19 protein-coding genes are annotated in these 17,077 nt (G+C 66.9%); 9 read left to right on the top strand and 10 right to left on the bottom strand.

All coding sequences use genetic code 11. The features are described 5' to 3' along the window. Positions 1-2: 2 nt before the first annotated feature. The 8 genes from rpsC to rpsJ are packed head-to-tail and all read right to left on the bottom strand — an operon-like array spanning position 3 to position 4,377. Positions 3-809, bottom strand: a complete 807-nt coding sequence (gene rpsC / locus ABIC25_RS18505; RefSeq protein ID WP_004020549.1) for a 30S ribosomal protein S3 — start codon at positions 807-809, stop codon at positions 3-5. A gap of 2 nt (positions 810-811) precedes the next feature. After that, entirely contained in the window at positions 812-1,222 is a 411-nt protein-coding gene (rplV, locus tag ABIC25_RS18500) for a 50S ribosomal protein L22 (protein ID WP_004020550.1), read from the bottom strand. Beyond that, complete coding sequence (gene rpsS / locus ABIC25_RS18495; RefSeq protein ID WP_004020551.1) at positions 1,222-1,503, bottom strand: 30S ribosomal protein S19; 282 nt, start codon at positions 1,501-1,503, stop codon at positions 1,222-1,224. Before rpsS ends, rplV begins: the two co-directional genes overlap by 1 nt. Before the next feature lie 17 nt (positions 1,504-1,520). Continuing rightward, positions 1,521-2,357 carry a 50S ribosomal protein L2 gene (gene rplB / locus ABIC25_RS18490; protein WP_004020552.1) on the bottom strand — a complete coding sequence of 279 codons (837 nt, stop codon included), beginning with the start codon at positions 2,355-2,357 and terminating at the stop codon, positions 1,521-1,523. 30 nt (positions 2,358-2,387) lie between these two features. Then, positions 2,388-2,693, bottom strand: coding sequence for a 50S ribosomal protein L23 (rplW, locus tag ABIC25_RS18485; protein WP_004020553.1), 306 nt, complete (start codon positions 2,691-2,693; stop codon positions 2,388-2,390). Position 2,694: 1 nt separating this feature from the next. Continuing rightward, complete coding sequence (rplD, locus tag ABIC25_RS18480) at positions 2,695-3,396, bottom strand: 50S ribosomal protein L4 (RefSeq protein WP_101822404.1); 702 nt, start codon at positions 3,394-3,396, stop codon at positions 2,695-2,697. After that, the gene (gene rplC / locus ABIC25_RS18475) at positions 3,396-4,052 is read right to left on the bottom strand and encodes a 50S ribosomal protein L3 (RefSeq protein WP_004020555.1); all 657 of its coding nucleotides are present in this window, start codon (positions 4,050-4,052) and stop codon (positions 3,396-3,398) included. The genes rplD and rplC overlap by 1 nt, the downstream gene beginning before the upstream one ends. Positions 4,053-4,071: 19 nt before the next feature. Next, complete coding sequence (gene rpsJ / locus ABIC25_RS18470) at positions 4,072-4,377, bottom strand: 30S ribosomal protein S10 (protein WP_003938093.1); 306 nt, start codon at positions 4,375-4,377, stop codon at positions 4,072-4,074. A 405-nt stretch (positions 4,378-4,782) separates the two neighbouring features. Between rpsJ and ABIC25_RS18465 the strand changes: the two genes are divergently transcribed. From ABIC25_RS18465 to ABIC25_RS18425, 9 genes are all read left to right on the top strand, one after another. Next, positions 4,783-5,259: a hotdog fold domain-containing protein gene (locus ABIC25_RS18465; RefSeq protein ID WP_004020556.1), complete on the top strand. Its 477-nt coding sequence runs from the start codon at positions 4,783-4,785 to the stop codon at positions 5,257-5,259. A 121-nt stretch (positions 5,260-5,380) separates the two neighbouring features. Next, positions 5,381-7,180: an N-acetylglutaminylglutamine amidotransferase gene (locus tag ABIC25_RS18460; protein WP_354562610.1), complete on the top strand. Its 1,800-nt coding sequence runs from the start codon at positions 5,381-5,383 to the stop codon at positions 7,178-7,180. Next, entirely contained in the window at positions 7,177-9,072 is a 1,896-nt protein-coding gene (locus tag ABIC25_RS18455; protein ID WP_354562727.1) for an alpha/beta hydrolase family protein, read from the top strand. Before ABIC25_RS18460 ends, ABIC25_RS18455 begins: the two co-directional genes overlap by 4 nt. A gap of 115 nt (positions 9,073-9,187) precedes the next feature. Further along, on the top strand, positions 9,188-10,792 hold the full coding sequence (locus ABIC25_RS18450; protein WP_064569443.1) for an NCS1 family nucleobase:cation symporter-1: 1,605 nt from the start codon (positions 9,188-9,190) through the stop codon (positions 10,790-10,792). A gap of 109 nt (positions 10,793-10,901) precedes the next feature. After that, positions 10,902-11,885: an alpha/beta hydrolase gene (locus tag ABIC25_RS18445; RefSeq protein ID WP_354562608.1), complete on the top strand. Its 984-nt coding sequence runs from the start codon at positions 10,902-10,904 to the stop codon at positions 11,883-11,885. Next, positions 11,882-12,742 carry an SDR family NAD(P)-dependent oxidoreductase gene (locus ABIC25_RS18440; protein WP_354562606.1) on the top strand — a complete coding sequence of 287 codons (861 nt, stop codon included), beginning with the start codon at positions 11,882-11,884 and terminating at the stop codon, positions 12,740-12,742. Before ABIC25_RS18445 ends, ABIC25_RS18440 begins: the two co-directional genes overlap by 4 nt. A gap of 40 nt (positions 12,743-12,782) precedes the next feature. Continuing rightward, entirely contained in the window at positions 12,783-13,706 is a 924-nt protein-coding gene (locus ABIC25_RS18435) for a reductase (RefSeq protein ID WP_101822396.1), read from the top strand. 10 nt (positions 13,707-13,716) lie between these two features. Beyond that, positions 13,717-15,210, top strand: a complete 1,494-nt coding sequence (locus ABIC25_RS18430; protein WP_239399591.1) for a flavin-containing monooxygenase — start codon at positions 13,717-13,719, stop codon at positions 15,208-15,210. Positions 15,211-15,214: 4 nt separating this feature from the next. Continuing rightward, a complete protein-coding gene (locus tag ABIC25_RS18425) occupies positions 15,215-15,973 on the top strand; it encodes a MerR family transcriptional regulator (protein ID WP_248643389.1) in 759 nt (252 codons plus the stop codon). A 16-nt stretch (positions 15,974-15,989) separates the two neighbouring features. Here ABIC25_RS18425 and ABIC25_RS18420 read toward each other — a convergent pair whose 3' ends face one another. Together ABIC25_RS18420 and ABIC25_RS18415 are read right to left on the bottom strand one after the other, a co-directional pair. Next, entirely contained in the window at positions 15,990-16,646 is a 657-nt protein-coding gene (locus ABIC25_RS18420; RefSeq protein ID WP_354562604.1) for a hypothetical protein, read from the bottom strand. Further along, positions 16,633-17,064, bottom strand: coding sequence for a PPOX class F420-dependent oxidoreductase (locus ABIC25_RS18415; protein ID WP_239399595.1), 432 nt, complete (start codon positions 17,062-17,064; stop codon positions 16,633-16,635). The genes ABIC25_RS18420 and ABIC25_RS18415 overlap by 14 nt, the downstream gene beginning before the upstream one ends. Positions 17,065-17,077 lie beyond the last annotated feature (13 nt).

Genomic DNA, 17,077 nt, shown 5'->3' with positions numbered 1-17,077 from the left:
GCCTAGCCCTCCTGCTTCTCAGCCGCACCAGCAGTGGCCTCGGCGGGAGCGGCCTCGGCCGCGCGAGCGGCGTCGGTGCTCGTCGCAGTGGTGCCCGAGGCACCGCTACGCCGGGGCCGGCTGGGCCGGCGCGGACGGCGATCCTCGGCTGCCGGAGCGGCCGCGGCCAGCTCACGACGTCCACCGACGATGTCGCCCTTGTAGATCCACACCTTCACGCCGATCCGGCCGAAGGTGGTCTTGGCTTCGTAGAGTCCGTAGTCGATGTCGGCACGCAGCGTGTGCAGCGGCACGCGACCTTCGCGGTAGAACTCACTGCGGCTCATCTCTGCGCCGCCCAGACGACCCGAGCACTGGACCCGGATGCCCTTCACGTTCGGCTGACGCATCGCCGACTGGATCGCCTTGCGCATCGCGCGGCGGAACGCCACGCGGTTGCTCAGCTGCTCGGCGACGCCCTGGGCCACCAGCTGGGCCTCGGACTCGGCGTTCTTGACCTCGAGGATGTTCAGCTGGACCTGCTTGCCGGTCAGCTTCTCCAGGTCGCCGCGGATGCGATCGGCCTCGGCGCCGCGGCGACCGATGACGATGCCCGGACGCGCGGTGTGGATGTCGACGCGGACCCGGTCACGGGTGCGCTCGATCTCCACCTTCGCGATGCCGGCCCGCTCGAGCCCCGTGGAGAGGAGCTTGCGGATGGCGACATCCTCTTTGACGTAGTCCGCGTACTGCTTGTCGGCGTACCACCGCGACTTCCAGTCGGTGGTGATGCCCAGACGGAAGCCGTGCGGGTTGATTTTCTGGCCCACTACTAGGCTCCCTTCTTCTTCGGCTGACGCGAACGGCCACGGCCGCCGGCTGCCTTCTCCGGCAAGCTCTCCACGACCACGGTGATGTGGCTGGTGCGCTTGCGGATACGGAACGCACGACCCTGTGCGCGCGGCTGGAAGCGCTTGAGGGTCGGCCCCTCGTCGGCGAATGCGGTGGCGACGACCAGGGTCCGGCGATCCAGATCCAGGTTGTTCTCCGCGTTGGCGACGGCGCTTGCCAGGACCTTGTACACGGGCTCGGACGCCGACTGCGGCGCGAACCGCAGGATGTCGAGGGCCTCGTCCACGTTCTTGCCGCGAACCAGGTCCAGGACACGACGAGCCTTCATCGGCGTGACGCGCACGAACTTGGCGGTCGCCTTTGCTGTCGGATTATCGGTCTGCGTAGTCATTACCGGCGCTTCGCTTTCCGGTCATCCTTGATGTGACCCTTGAAGGTACGGGTGGGGGCGAACTCGCCCAGCTTGTGCCCGACCATCGAATCCGAGATGAACACCGGCACGTGCTTGCGTCCGTCGTGGACGGCAAAGGTGTGACCGATGAAGTCGGGAATGATGGTCGAACGACGGGACCAGGTCTTGATGACCTGCTTGGTGCCCTTCTCGTTCTGGACATCCACCTTCTTCAGGAGGTGGTCGTCGACGAACGGGCCCTTCTTGAGGCTGCGTGGCATTCTCTTACCTCCTCCTGTTATCGCTTGTTCTTGCCGGTACGACGGCGACGGACGATCAGCTTGTCGCTGGCCTTGTTCTTGCGGGTGCGGCCCTCGGGCTTGCCCCACGGGCTGACCGGGTGGCGACCACCGGAGGTCTTGCCCTCACCACCGCCGTGCGGGTGGTCGACGGGGTTCATCACGACACCGCGGACGGTCGGGCGCTTGCCCTTCCAGCGCATACGGCCGGCCTTGCCCCAGTTGATGTTGCTCTGCTCGGCGTTGCCCACCTCGCCGACGGTGGCGCGGCAGCGCACGTCGACGCGACGGATCTCGCCGGAGGGCATACGCAGGGTGGCGTAGGTGCCTTCCTTGCCCAGCAGCTGGATCGACGATCCCGCGCTGCGGGCCATCTTCGCGCCGCCGCCCGGACGCAGCTCCACCGCGTGCACCTGGGTACCGGTCGGGATGTTGCGCAGCGGCAGGTTGTTGCCGGGCTTGATGTCGGCGGTCGAACCGCTCTCGACGACGTCGCCCTGCTTCAGGCCCTTGGGCGCGATGATGTAGCGCTTCTCGCCATCGACGTAGTGCAGCAACGCGATCCGCGCGGTGCGGTTCGGGTCGTACTCGATGTGAGCGACTTTGGCGTTGATGCCGTCCTTGTCGTTACGACGGAAGTCGATCAGACGGTAGGCACGCTTGTGGCCGCCACCCTTGTGACGAGTGGTGATGCGGCCGTGAGCGTTTCGGCCACCACGCCCGTGCAGCGGACGCACCAGCGACTTCTCCGGGTGGTCACGGGTGACCTCGGCGAAGTCGGAGCCGCTGGCCCCACGACGACCCGGGGTCGTCGGCTTGTACTTACGAATAGCCATGAGTCTCTAGTCCTTCTCTGGGCGCCCCGGTCAGCTGACCGAGCCCCCGAAGATCTCGATGGGCTTGCTGTCTGCGGTCAGCGACACGATGGCGCGCTTGGTGGACTTGCGCTGGCCGTAGCCGGAGCGGGTCCGCTTGCGCTTGCCCTGTCGGTTCGCGGTGTTGACGCTGGCAACGTTGACACCGAAGATCTTCTCGATCGCGATCTTGATCTCGGTCTTGTTGGACTCCGGGTGCACCAGGAAGGTGTACACGTTGTCCTCCATGAGCCCGTAGGACTTCTCCGAGATCACGGGCGCCAGGATGATGTCGCGCGGGTCGGCAACGGTCGCCATGTCAGGCCTCCTCTGCTGTCTTCTCGACGGCAGCCTTGGCATCCGCCGTGTTCTGCTCGATGAAGGCATTGAGCGTCTCGACGCTGAACACCACCTCGTCCGAGTCCAGGACGTCGTAGGTGTTGAGCTGATCCGGCGCGATCGGCAGCACGTTCTGCAGGTTCGCCACGCTCAGCCACGCCGTGAGGTCTTCGCGGCCGAGGACGACCAGGAATTTGCGGCGATCGGAGAGGCTCTCCAGGAACTGACGTGCCGACTTGGTCGAGGGCTTCTGCCCGGAGACCAGTTCGGTGATCACGTGGATGCGCTCGTTGCGAGCGCGGTCGCTCAGCGCGCCGCGCAGTGCGGCCGCCTTCATCTTCTTGGGGGTGCGCTGGCTGTAGTCACGCGGCTGCGGGCCGTGGACGGTGCCACCGCCGGCGAACTGCGGGGCGCGGTTCGAGCCCTGACGCGCACGGCCGGTGCCCTTCTGGCGGTACGGCTTGGCGCCACCGCCGCGGACCTCGCCGCGGGTCTTGGTGGAGTGCGTGCCCTGGCGAGCCGCGGCCTGCTGGGCCACGACGACCTGGTGCATCAGCGCGATGTTGGCCGGTGCGTCGAAGAGCGCGGCGGGCAGATCAACGGTTCCGTTGGTCTTGCCCTCGGCGGTCTTGACGTCCAGCGTCAACCTAGTCGCGGTCTCGGTGCTCGCTGTGTTGCTCATTACTGGGCACCACCCTTCACTGCGTCGCGAACCATCACGATGCCGCCCTTGCGACCCGGGATCGCTCCCTTGATCAGCAGCAGACCGGCCTCGGCATCCACCTTGTGGACGGTGAGGTTCTGCGTGGTCACCTTGTCGTTACCCATGCGGCCTGCCATGCGCATGCCCTTGAACACGCGACCCGGGGTGGCGCAGCCACCGATCGAGCCCGGTGCGCGGTGCACGCGGTGGGCACCGTGGCTGGCGCCCAGACCGGCGAAGCCGTGGCGCTTCATGACGCCGGCGAAGCCCTTGCCCTTGGAGGTACCCGTGACGTCGACCAGCGCGCCGTCGGCGAAGATCTCGGCGGTCAGTTCCTGACCGACCTCGAACTCGCTGATGTCGTTGACGCGGATCTCGGCCAGGTGCCGGCGCGGGGTGACCCCGGCCTTGCTGTACTGGCCGGCGACCGGCTTGGTCACCTTGCGGGGATCGATCGCGCCGTAGGCGAGCTGGACGGCGGTGTAGCCGTCCCGGTCCGCGCTGCGGAGCTGGGTGATCACGTTCGGGCCGGCCTGGATGACAGTGACCGGGACGACGCGGTTGTTCTCGTCGAAGACCTGGGTCATGCCGAGCTTGGTGCCCAGGATGCCCTTGGTCGAACTCTGATTGCTCATGATGTATCTCGCCCCCGTCCTACTGGATGTTGACGTCGACGCTGGCCGGGAGGTCGATGCGCATGAGCGCGTCGACCGTCTTCGGTGTCGGGTCGAGGATGTCGATGAGTCGCTTGTGGGTACGCATCTCGAAGTGTTCGCGGCTGTCCTTGTACTTGTGCGGCGAACGGATGACGCAGTACACGTTCTTCTCGGTGGGCAATGGCACCGGGCCGACGACGCGTGCCCCGGTACGGGTCACGGTCTCCACGATCTTGCGCGCCGAAGCGTCGATCGCCTCGTGGTCGTAGGCCTTGAGCCTGATGCGGATCTTTTGTCCCGCCACGCTGTGTCCTCTTCCGTCAGTTGTTCTCGACAGACAAACACCGCGTGATCGGAACCGACCTCTCGCCGGCTGAGCACATGACCACCGTGTGAGATACGGCAATCGACGCTGTTCATCTGTCGTTGTACGTTGGCTCGTACCTGGTACGAGCCGGTTTGCTCCGGCACCCGCGGTCGGGCGTGTCGGGACCGTGAACCGATATCGGGGCACGCGTTACACGCCCAGTCCCCGTAGACCGGGCCTGGGAGTCATTCACCTGTCCGCGACCGCAGATCTGGCACATGGCACAACCTGCGTCCGCCGGTCAAGGCAACCCGAACAGTATGCATCAGGTCGGGAGCACGATCAAATCCACGTCGGACGTCGGCGGGGCATGCCGAACTGACTCATGAGTAAGATACCGCCATGAGTTCCACGAATCCCACCTTCGCCCTGCGTAAGAAGCTGCCCGCGAACCCGCTCGGCAACGTCCTGTTCTCCCTCGGAATGGTCGCGAGGGTGCCCTACTTCGGCACCGTCCTGCCGCTCGTGCAGGAGATGGAGCCCGGTTACTGCAAGGTCACCGCACCCAACTGGTTCGGCGTCCACAACCACATCGGCACCTTCCACGCGATCGCGGCGTGCAACCTGGCCGAGGCCGCGATGGGGATGCTGATGGAGGCCACCACGCCCACGTCCCACCGCTGGATCCCCAAGGCGATGCAGACGAGCTACCTGACCAAGGCGACGACGCGATTGACCGCGGAGGCCCGTCTGGCCGAACCCGTGGACTTCGGCGCCATCACCGCCGGGACCGACGTCACCGTGTCGGTGAGCATCGTCGACACCAAGGGGGTCGAGGTCGTGCACTGCGACATCACCACCTGGGTGACCCCGACGTAGTCGTCCCCACCCGGGGTGCCGGCCCGACCGGCTGCTCCTAGGGTGGGAGGATGCCTCCGCCCGGTGCGCCAGCGCACCGGCGGCACCGGAGTGCGGCAGCGACGAGGAGGACCAGCGACCCATGTGTGGAATCTGCGGCGAGATCCGGTTCGACGGCACGGCGCCGGATGTCTCGGCCGTCGACGCCATGACCTGCGAGATGACCCGGCGAGGTCCCGACGGTTCCGGCGTCTTCGCGAAAGGTTCTGTCGCACTGGGCCACCGCCGCCTGAAGATCATCGACCTGTCCGAGCGCGGGAGCCAGCCGATGGTCGACCCGGCGCTGGGTCTCGCGCTGGTGTTCAACGGGTGCATCTACAACCACCACGAGCTGCGCGCCGAGCTGGAGGGCAAGGGATACACCTTCTTCTCCCACGCCGACAGCGAGGTCATCCTCAAGGCCTTCCACGCCTGGGGTCCCGACTGCGTCGACCACTTCATGGGCATGTTCGCGTTCGCGATCGTCGACACCGACACCGGCGTGGTCACCCTGGGCCGCGACCGGCTCGGCATCAAGCCGCTCTATCTCGCCGACACCCCCGGCCGGCTCCGGTTCGCCTCGTCGGTGCAGGCACTGCTCCGCGCCGGCGAGGTCGACACCTCGATCGACCGGGTGGCGCTGCACCACTACTTCAGCTTCCACGCCGTCGTCCCGGCGCCGCACACGATCTACAACGGCATCCGCAAGGTCCCGCCGGCCACCGTCATCACGATCCAGCCCGACGGCCGTCGCACCGAACGCAGGTATTGGGAGCCGGCCTTCGAGCCACACCCCGACCGCCGGGACTGGGACGAGAAGCGCTGGCAGCACGAACTACTCGACTCGCTACGGACGTCGGTACGCCGGCGCATGGTCGCCGACGTCCCGGTCGGCGTGTTGCTGTCCGGCGGCGTCGACTCCTCCCTGGTCGTCGCGCTGCTCGCCGAGCAGGGCCAGACCGACCTCGCGACCTTCAGCATCGGATTCGATTCCGCGGCAGGAGAATCCGGTGACGAATACGCCTACTCGGATCTGATCGCAGACACCTTCGGCACCGATCACCACAAGATCCACATCGGCACCGACCGCCTGCTGCCCGCCATCCCCGACACCGTCGCGGCGATGGGCGAACCCATGGTCAGCCACGACTGCGTCGCCTTCTACCTCCTGTCGCAGGAGGTGAGCAAGTCCATCAAGGTGGTCCAGTCCGGCCAGGGAGCCGACGAGATCCTCGGTGGATACAGCTGGTATCCCCCGCTGCTCGACGTGACCCGCGACAAGACGACGCGGGCCTATGCCGACGTGTTCTTCGACCGCGACGACGTCGACATCCGCGGCATCCTCGCCGACGATTACCTCACCGAGGCGGGATACGACCCCAGCTTCGAGTTCGTCTCGGCCCACCACTCCGCGCCCGGCGCCCACACCTCCGTCGACGCCGCGTTGCGCCTCGACACCACGGTCATGCTCGTCGACGACCCGGTCAAGCGCGTCGACACGATGACGATGGCCTGGGGTCTGGAGGCCCGGGTCCCGTTCCTCGACCACGAGTTCGTCGAACTGGCCGCCACGTGTCCCCCCGATCTCAAGCTCGCGCACGGGGGCAAGGGTGTGCTCAAGGAGGCGAGCCGGGCGCTTCTGCCCTCGGCCGTCATCGACCGCACGAAGGGCTACTTCCCGGTCCCCGGCATCCGCCACCTCACCGGCGGCGTCCTCGACCTCGTCTCGGACACGTTGCGGTCCAAGGCCGCCCGCGACCGCGGGCTGTACCGGCCCGAGGCACTCGATCGGCTCTTCGCCGATCCCAACGGAATCCGCACCAGGCTCGACGGCAACGAGCTGTGGCAGGTCGCGCTCCTCGAGATGTGGCTGCAGACCATGGAAGCGAACGCACGACGGTGACCGCTCTGCGCTTCGACGACCGTGGCTGGAAGACCTACGGCGCCTCCCTCTCCCCGGACGGGAGCGCGTTCGCCTACATCGTCGACGACGGCACCGGGTACCCGCGGGCCGCCCAGCGTTCGCTGTCGCGCGACGGCGTCGGCGAGCTGAGGTGGGTCGAGTTGCTGTCCACCGGTCCGGTGCGCAAAGTGGTCCATTCCTCCGACGGCCGGTGGTTGGCCGTGGAGATCGCGCCGAGCGGCGGTGAACACCACCAGGTCTGGGTGGTGACCACCGAACCCGACGACGACACCGCCCACCGGATCGCGGCCACCCGCCCGGACGGCCGGTCGTTCGGCACCGTCGGTCTCGTCGGCTGGGACACCGACTGGGTCCTGATCACGGCCATCGACCACGACGGCACCTCATACGCCCTGCGGGTCCACCCCGGCACGGGGACGACCCAGACCCTCGACCAACGCGTCGGCGGTGTCCTGATCGACTCCTGGAAGGGCGCGACGCTCGTCCGCGTCGGACCCCGCGGTTACCACGACATGCTCCTTCTCCGACGCCATGCCGAAGCGGCCGACGACGACATCACGATGACTCCACTCCTGCCGCAGGACCCCGGTGCGGTCACCGATCAGGGATACGTGCTCGACCAGGGATTCGATCACTCCTCGACGGTGTTCGTGCCCGCCCCGCACGAACCCGTCCGGGATCTCGACAGCGTCCAGGCGCTGGTACGCAGTGACTTCGACGCCAAGTTCCCGCGCCTCCTCGGCGTCGAGGTGAGCAGGTTCGGCGTCCGGTTCCGGGTGATGGCCCAGCGGGTCGACATCGGACTCGATGAGTTCGCCGTCAGCCATGATCAGTCGACCGTTGCGCTGCTGTGGAACGTCAAGGGCCGCAGTGAATTGCAGATCATGACACTGCCCGATCAGACGCTGCACCCACCGATCGAACTCCCGGGTGAGGTCGCCTCCGACCTGTCGATCAGTGCCGCGGGTTCGGTGGTCGCGGTCACGGTCTCGAGTCCGCAGCACTCCCCCCTCGTGCATCTCGTCGACGTCGCGAACCGCGCGGTGTACCCGGTGCGTGACGACGTGGTGACTGGCGAGGGGCCGTCGGATCAGCTGCGTCCGGAGCTGCTGGAGTTCTCGGCACGCGACGGAATGCCCCTGTCGGGCTTCCTGTTCCGCGCCTCGAAGAAGCCCGGACCCACACTGCTGTACTTCCACGGCGGCCCGGAGGGGCAGACGCGACCGGACTACCAGTTCCTGTTCGGCCCGCTCGTCGACGCCGGGATCACGGTGTTCGCTCCCAACGTGCGCGGATCCTCGGGCTATGGACGCCTGTTCGCCCACGCCGACGATCGGTACGGGCGGTATGCCGGCATCGACGACGCCGCCGACTGCGCCGAGTTCCTCTGCCGACAGGGCATCGCCGACCCCGACGCGGTGTACTGCTCGGGACGTTCCTACGGTGGCTATCTCACATTGGCCTGCCTGACCTTTCATCCCGAGGTGTTCGCGGCGGGCATCGCGATCTGCGGCATGAGTGATCTCGAGTCGTTCTTCCGCAACACCGAACCGTGGATCGCGGTGGCCGCCTACACGAAGTACGGCCACCCGGAGTCCGACCGAGAGCTGCTCGCCGACCTCTCCCCCATCCACCGCATCGACGACGTCCGGGCACCGTTGCTCGTCGTCCACGGGGCGCACGACACCAATGTGCCGGTGAGCGAATCCCAGCAGATGGTCGCCGAACTACAGGCCCGGGGGGCGGTCGCCGAGATGTTGATGTTCGACGACGAGGGACACGAGATCGTCAAGCGCGCCAACCAGCATCGGCTCACCGGGGCCGTCGCCGACTGGCTCGCGCGTTTCCCGTCCCGGAACGTGCGGCCCTGAGGCAGGGATATTTCCACGCGTTCATCGTGGGGTAACAAACCGTTCTTACATTTCTCCCATCAACGCCGTTCGCCGACAGACGAGCGCTGTCGCCGAGACCGACAACGGGAGCACAATGTCCACACCAACATCCGGGAACCCCCACCCCGACCCGACGGGTCCTGCGGCACAGTCGCATTCCGGGGCGGCGGGCGAGAGCGTCATCAAGGCGACCTACGACGACCGACTCACCAATACCGACCTCGCGCCGCTGAAGGAACAGAAGTGGACGTGGTACAACATCTTCGCCTTCTGGATGTCCGATGTGCACAGCGTCGGCGGGTACGTGTTCGCGGGCAGCCTGTTCGCGCTCGGGATCGCGGCCTGGCAGGTGCTCGTCGCGCTCGTGGTGGGTATCGTCGCGGTCAACATCCTGTGCAACCTCGTGGCCAAACCGTCCCAGCTCGCCGGCGTCCCCTACCCGGTCACCACGCGTGTCTCGTTCGGCGTCAAGGGCGCCAACATCCCGGCGATCATCCGCGGTGTCATCGCGGTGGTCTGGTACGGAATCCAGACCTACCTGGCGTCGGTCGCCTTCGGTCTTCTCGCGTTGAAGTTCTGGCCCGGACTGGAACCGTGGGGCGACGTCGACCAACACGGTTTCCTCGGGTTGTCCGCGCTCGGCTGGGCGGGCTTCATCCTGATGTGGGTGCTACAGGCGCTCGTGTTCTGGAACGGGATGGAGACGATCCGCAAGTTCATCGACTTCTGCGGTCCCGCAGTGTATGTCGTGATGATCGCGCTGGCCGCCTACCTCGTCGTCGAGGCCGGGTGGGACAACGTGAGCCTCGACCTGTCCGTCGGCGACGGGCTCTCCGGATGGTCGTCGATCACGATGATGATCAGCGCGTTCGCGCTGGTGGTCTCCTACTTCTCCGGGCCGATGCTCAACTTCGGCGACTTCTCGCGCTACGGCCGCTCCTTCGGTGAGGTCAAGAAGGGCAATTTCTGGGGACTCCCGGTCAACTTCCTCTTCTTCTCGCTTCTGGTGGTGTGCACGGTCTCCGCGGCGGTCACGGTCATCGGCACCGACGAGGACGGCAACATCATCACCGATCCGGTGCACATCGTCGACCGCATCGACAACACCACCGCGGCCGTGTTGGGCGTGTTGACGTTCGCGATCGCCACGATCGGCATCAACATCGTCGCGAACTTCGTCTCGCCCGCCTTCGACTTCTCGAATGTGGCGCCCACCAAGATCAGTTGGCGCACCGGGGGCATGATCGCAGCGGTGGGCTCGGTGCTCATCACGCCGTGGAATCTCTTCAACAACCCGACGGCGATCCACTACACGATGGACACCCTCGGTGCGGTGATCGGTCCACTGTTCGGCATCCTGATCGCCGACTTCTACCTCGTCAAGAAGCAGAAGATCGTCGTCGACGACCTGTTCACGATGAAGCCGGCGGGCACCTACTGGTACCGCAACGGGTGGAACCCGATTGCCGTGGGCGCCACCGTCATCGCATCAACCCTGCCGATCTGCGTCGTCATCTTCGGCACCGTCTATCAGGCGAGCTTCACCTGGTTCATGGGGGCCGGAGCCGGAATGATCCTGTACTGGCTCGGCATGCGCTTCGTGCCGGCCCACCTCATCTACGGGACCTCGACCGGCGCGCGGACGACCGGGGACATCGAGATCACCGCGAATTCCGAGGCACCACTGCCCGCTCCCTAGCGGCGACATGACCATCGACAGGGCCGCGCGACGGATCGCGCGGCCCTGTCGCTGTTCCGCCCGCAACCATGCCATTGACAAATGGCACAGTTGCTGATGGTGTGAGGTGATGCACACAGACCCACTCCGGTCGCCGACACCGCTGCCGACCCGCGCGACCGCCCGTTCGACGGTCACCGCCCACCTCACCCGCTGGGGTTTCGGTGCCTTCACGGGACTGATCCCGCTGAATCCCACCGGAATCCGGCTCTCACGCGGCCTCATCGCCACGGTGATGCGACTGCTCGGTCCCGCACCCGCCGGCACCACGGTGCGGGCCGTGCAGGAGGACGACGTGCGCGGCGAATGGGTACTCGGCCCCGGGGTCGAACCCTCCGACGCGGCGATCTACTACATCCACGGCAGCGCGTACGCGATCTGTTCGGCGCGCACCCACCGCGGGCTGGCCGCCCGGTTGTCCGCGGCAAGCGGCCTGCCCGTCTTCGTAGTGGAGTACCGGCTGGCCCCCGAGAACCGCTTCCCGTGCGCGGCCGACGACGTCGCCGCCGGGTTCGAGTGGCTTGTGCGTCAGGGCTATCCGGCGTCGCGCATCGTACTGGGCGGGGATTCGGCCGGCGGGCATCTCGCCTGTGACCTCGTCCTGCAACGGGCGCGGGCCGGCAGCGCCCAGCCCTCGTCGATCGTCCTGTTCTCACCGCTGATCGACCTCACCTTCGGGCTGGCCCGTCAGCAGGAACGCATCCGGCGCGACCCGGCGATCACCGCCGCCGCGGCGGCGCGACTCGTCGCCCTCTACACGCGAGACGTCCCGGCGGACCATCCCCGCCTCGAGCTCGAGTTCACCCCCGCCGGGCAGTTGCCACCGTTCCTCATCCAGACCGGCGGGGCGGAGATGCTCAGCGCGGACGCCCGTCACCTCCACGAGCGACTCCGGACGCACGGCGGCGACAGCCGGCTGGAGGTGTGGCCGGGCATGATGCACGTCTTCCAGGCCCTTCCCCGATTGGGCCCCGAAGCCGACGCCGCGCTCCACCGGGTCGCCGACTTCCTCGCCGATGTCGACCGACTGCACACCGTGTCGGAGGTGTCATGATCCCGGTCGTGGACAGCCTCCGACGGCGACTCCTGCGTGACCCCGTGTCGATCGGCTCACGCGCGATCGTCACCGGCGCGGGCAGCGGAATCGGTCGGGCCTTCGCCCTGGAACTCGCACGACGCGGCGGCGAGGTGATCTGCGCCGACATCGATCCCGAGCGAGCCGTGGCGACCGTGTCACTGATCGAAGGCCGGACCGGCCGCCCCGCACATCCCTTCACCTGCGACGTGGCCGACCGAACGGCAGTCGAGTCCCTCGCCGCGTTCGCCGTCGAGACCTTCGATGGTCCTCCCGATCTCGTCATCAACAACGCCGGGGTCGGGATCGGCGGCCGCCCGGTCGGCGACATCGGGTTCGACGACTGGTCGTGGGCCCTGGGGATCAACCTCTGGGGCGTCGTCCACGGTTGCGAACTCTTCGCGCCGATGCTCCGGGAAGTCGGCCGGGGAGGCATCATCAACGTCGCCTCGGCGGCCGGATTCGCCGCGGCCCCGGTCATGGCGCCGTACAACGTGTCGAAGGCGGCCGTCGTCTCGCTGAGCGAGACACTCGCAGCCGAAATGGCGCACTCGGGGGTCGGCGTGACGGTCCTGTGCCCGACGTTCGTGAAGACCAACGTCGCCCAGGACGGTCGGATCACCTCCGAGGCACGCACTCTCGCCGCGAACCTGATGCGCTGGACGGGTATCTCACCAGACGGCGTCGCCTCGGCGACGCTCGACGCGCACGATCTCGGTCGCCTCTACGTCGTGCCCCAGGTCGACGCCCGGGTGATCTGGCACCTCAAGCGACACTTCCCGGCCTCCTACGTCCGGGGCCTGGGACTGCTCAACCGGCTCCTCCCATCGTCCTGACCCCGGCGCCATCCACCCGACCTGACCCGAAAGGACCGTCATGGCCATCGACCTCGACAACATGCTCCAGAAGATCAAGGACCGCCAGTGGGCACTGGCCGACATCGACTGGGACGCCCCCGGTGCCGAGCTGATCGACGCCGACCTGCACGCCAAGCTCAAACCGTTTCTCAGCGACCTGATGTGGATCGAGAACGTGGGGGCACGGGGCTTCGCCGCGATGGCGAAGAAGGCCCCGACCCCCACGCTCAAGAGCATCTACGAGCACTTTCACGCCGAGGAACAGAAGCATGCCAATGCCGAACTGGCCTTGATGCGACGCTGGGGAATGCTCGACGGTGACGAGATCCCGTCTCCGAACGTCAACGTGCAGTTGGTGATCAACTGGCTGGACAAGCACTCCGACGACATGTCCCTGTCGTTCCTGGGCACCGTGATCCCGATGCTGGAGGTCGCACTCGACGGGGCCCTCATCAAGTTCATCACCGACGAGGTCGAGGACCCGGTGGCCCAGGAGGTCTTCAAGCGGATCAACGCCGACGAATCCCGGCATCTGGCCGTCGATTTCGAGGTCATGGAACTCCTCGGCCACGCGGGGCTGCGCAAGCGGACGATCGATTTCGTCGGCGGCTGGGTGAAACCCACCTTCCTCATCGGTGCGCTGAGCTATGTCCCCCTGCTCAACAAGATGCGCGACAACATCGTCGCGATGGGCGTCGACGAGGAACGTCTCTACAGTGCGATGAAACGGTATCGCGCCGTCGGCGACCGCAGCGAGTACGTCCGGCGGCTGCCGATGTTCCGCGTCGTCTCGTATCACGGTGCGGCGGTGGTCAACCGGGGCAACGTGCCTTACCACCTGTTCGCCGACTCGATGGTGAAACTCACCGGGCGGATCCCGTTCGGGCTCGTCCACCGGACACCGACGTGGTCGCAAGAACTCACCTACGAACCGACGGCCTGAGGACGTGACGATGCACATCTCGGTGGCGATCATCGGTGCCGGTTTTGCCGGCATCGGCACGGCGATCCGGCTCAAGGAGCGCGGGATCGAGGACTTCACGATCTTCGAGCGGGACGCGCGGGTCGGTGGAACGTGGCGGGACAACACCTATCCGGGCGCGGCCTGCGACATCCCATCGCGTCTGTACTCCTACAGCTTCGCTCCCAACCCGGACTGGTCGCACACGTACTCGCGCAGCGAGGAGATCCTCTCCTACATCGACACGATGGTGGAGAACCACGGGATCGAGCCCCACGTCCGGTTCGGTCACACGGTGTCGGGGCTGGAGTACAGCGCCCACGACGGCCTGTGGACCATCACCTTCGACGAGGGTCACGAACCGGTACGGGCGCGCGCGGTCGTCCTCGCCTCCGGTCCGCTCGCGAACGCCTCATTCCCCGACATACCCGGGATCGAGGACTATGCGGGACACAAGATCCACAGCGCGCGTTGGGATCACGACTATGATTTCGTGGGCAAGAAGGTCGCCGTCGTGGGCACCGGGGCCAGCGCGGTGCAGATCGTGCCGGAACTGGTGGAGCAGGCCGCGTCGGTGAAGGTCTTCCAGCGCACTCCCGGCTGGGTGCTGCCCCGCGCCGATGTCCGGACCCGAGAGGCCACCAAACGGCTGTATCGATCGGTGCCGGGAGCGCAGCGCCTCGCACGATCGCTCTGGTTCTGGGGTCACGAGACGGTGGCTCTGGGCGTCGTCTGGAATACTCCCCTGACCCGCGTCGTCGAGGCGGTGAGCAAGTTGCACCTGCGGTCTCAAGTCGACGACCCGTGGCTCCGCAGGCAACTCACCCCCGACTTCGCCGCGGGCTGCAAGCGCCTGCTCATGACCAGCGACTACTACCCCGCCCTGCAACGACCGAACTGCACACTCGTCACCTGGCCGATCGCCCGTATCGCCGAACGCGGCATCCGCACCGTCGAAGGTGTTGAGCACCAGTTCGATTGCATCGTCTTCGCGACCGGATTCGACGTGTCCAAGAACGGGACGCCGATCCCGATCACCGGCCTAGACGGTCGGGATCTGGCGTCGGAGTGGGGGCGGGGCGCGTTCGCCTACCGCAGCGTCGCGGTGTCCGGCTATCCCAACCTGTTCTTCACCTTCGGACCCAACTCCGGTCCCGGCCACAGCTCCGCCCTGGTCTACATGGAGGCACAGATCGACTACATCACCGACGCCGTCGGCCGGCTTCTGGACAACGGGTGGAAGGCGCTCGACGTACGCGCCGAGGCGCAGGAGCGGTACAACCGGGACATCCAGCGCCGGCTGACCTCGACCACGTGGAACTCGGGCTGTCAGAGCTGGTACCTGACCGAGGACGGGTTCAACGCGACGATGTACCCCGGATTCGCGACCCAGTACGTCGGCCAGCTCCGCCGCGTCGAGCTGCGTGATTACCGGATTCTCGTCCACCAGGGGACTCGGACTCCGACCGCCGCAGCGTTACAGTGAGGGGATGACCGAGTACCGGATCGACGACCTGGCGCGCGTGTCCGGAACGACGACCCGGAACATCCGCGGCTACCAGGAACGGGGGCTGCTCCCCCAGCCGCTCCGCCGTGGGCGCGTCGCGATCTACACCGAGAAGCACCTCCGCAATCTCCGGGCGATCAACAAACTGCTCGGCAGCGGCTTCACGCTCAAGCACATCGCCACGTTCATGACGAATCCGGGCGCTCGGATCGGGGATGCGTTGGAGCTCAACGAAATCCTCGACGAGCACTGGTCGAGTACATCGCGTCCGGAGATCACTCGCTCCGAACTCGACGACCGGTTCGGTCTGCTGGACGAGGCCCAGGTAGCGGCACTCGTGCAGGCCGGGGTGATCGCCGAGACCGGGCGCGACGGGGTGTACGAGGCCGTCGATCAGCGCATCATCGGGAACCTGGCCAAGCTCGTACGACGGGGCGTGCAGATCTCCGCGCTGGCCGACGTCCACGAGCGGTTCACCGCGAAGATCAACGAAGCCGCCGAGATCCTGCTCGCTGCCGCGCACGACGAGGTGGACCGGCGCAAGGGCCCGGGCTGGCTGCCGGAGAACGACGACGACGTCGCCTGGGCGGTGAACCTGTTGGGGATGATGCGCCGGGTCGGGACCGAGAACGCGCACGCCGCACTCGACCGCGCCCTCGACACGGCGCTGGACCGGGAACTCTCGGCCCACCAGAGCGCCGTCGACGAACGCACGGACGCCGACGCACCGCAGCCGGACTGAGTTCCGGCCCCGCACCTCAGCGGGACACGGTGTGCCGCCCCGGAAGTACGACGAGCGACGCGAGGAAGAAGCAGATCGCACCGACGAAGGTGCCGGACGTGGCGGCCACGGCGTCGGCGGTGACGCCACCCTTGGTCACGAACGCCCCGACCGCGGACACCCCGAATGCGACACATCCGATCCAGTTGACCAGCACCGACCACCAGTCACGATCACGGAGATCCCACCGGCGGCCGGTGGCGCGGGCGTACCCGGCGAAGGCAACCGCACCGCTGATCAGGAAGGCGATCGAACCGCCGGCGTCAGGGGTCCAGACGAGGTGACGGTCGCCCCAGATCGTGTGTGCCACAAGCGCCCCCGTGGTCGACACGTTGAAGAGGATCGTACCCACCGATTGCGTTGCGGCGCTCAACCATTCGGCTCGGATCACCGAACCGGGCGCCGAGGACCGCAGCTCGGTCACGGTTCCGCTGCGAATCAGCTGGATGACACCGGCACCGGTGAAGAACCATGCGCCGACGAAATAGCAGCCGTTGGCGAACCCGGCACCCACCAGATGCGCCAGCCCGGGGGCCGAACCCAGCGCGAACAGCGCCGACCCGATCATGAACCCCCAGCACTGCTTGCGCAGCGTCGGCGTCAGGAGCGCATTCCGCCGCTCATGCGGTGACATCGAGGCTCGCGATGACCTTAATTGGCTCGATCCAGATCGCCAGCTCGCCGGGCACCCCGTTGCGGGCCCCGAATTCCTCGGCGCGGTCGGCGCCCATGTACCGGGCCCCGCACAGCGAGGCGATGCGACGTACCTCGTCGAGGTCCTCGGTGATGCGGGCGCTGCCCTGCACCTGCACGAACCCGAAGGGCGGTTCGGGCAGGTCAACCGACATCACGACCCGTGGATCGCGAAGCAGCGCACGACCTTTGGCGGTGGTGGCGCCGGTGTTGAAGGCAATCCGATCACCGTCGAGCACGAACCACACCGGAACGACGAGGGGTCGTCCGTCGGCGGCGAGATATCCGAGATGACCGGTTTTCGTGCCGCCGGTGAGGAAATCGCGGACGGCCGGATCGGACAGCGAGGACGCAGACATGCTCACAGAGTAG

The sequence above is a fragment of the Gordonia sp. PvP123 genome (genome assembly GCF_040547295.1).
In the GTDB taxonomy this organism is placed as follows: Bacteria; Actinomycetota; Actinomycetes; order Mycobacteriales; family Mycobacteriaceae; genus Gordonia; species Gordonia terrae.
This window is presented reverse-complemented; position numbering and strand designations above follow the sequence as displayed.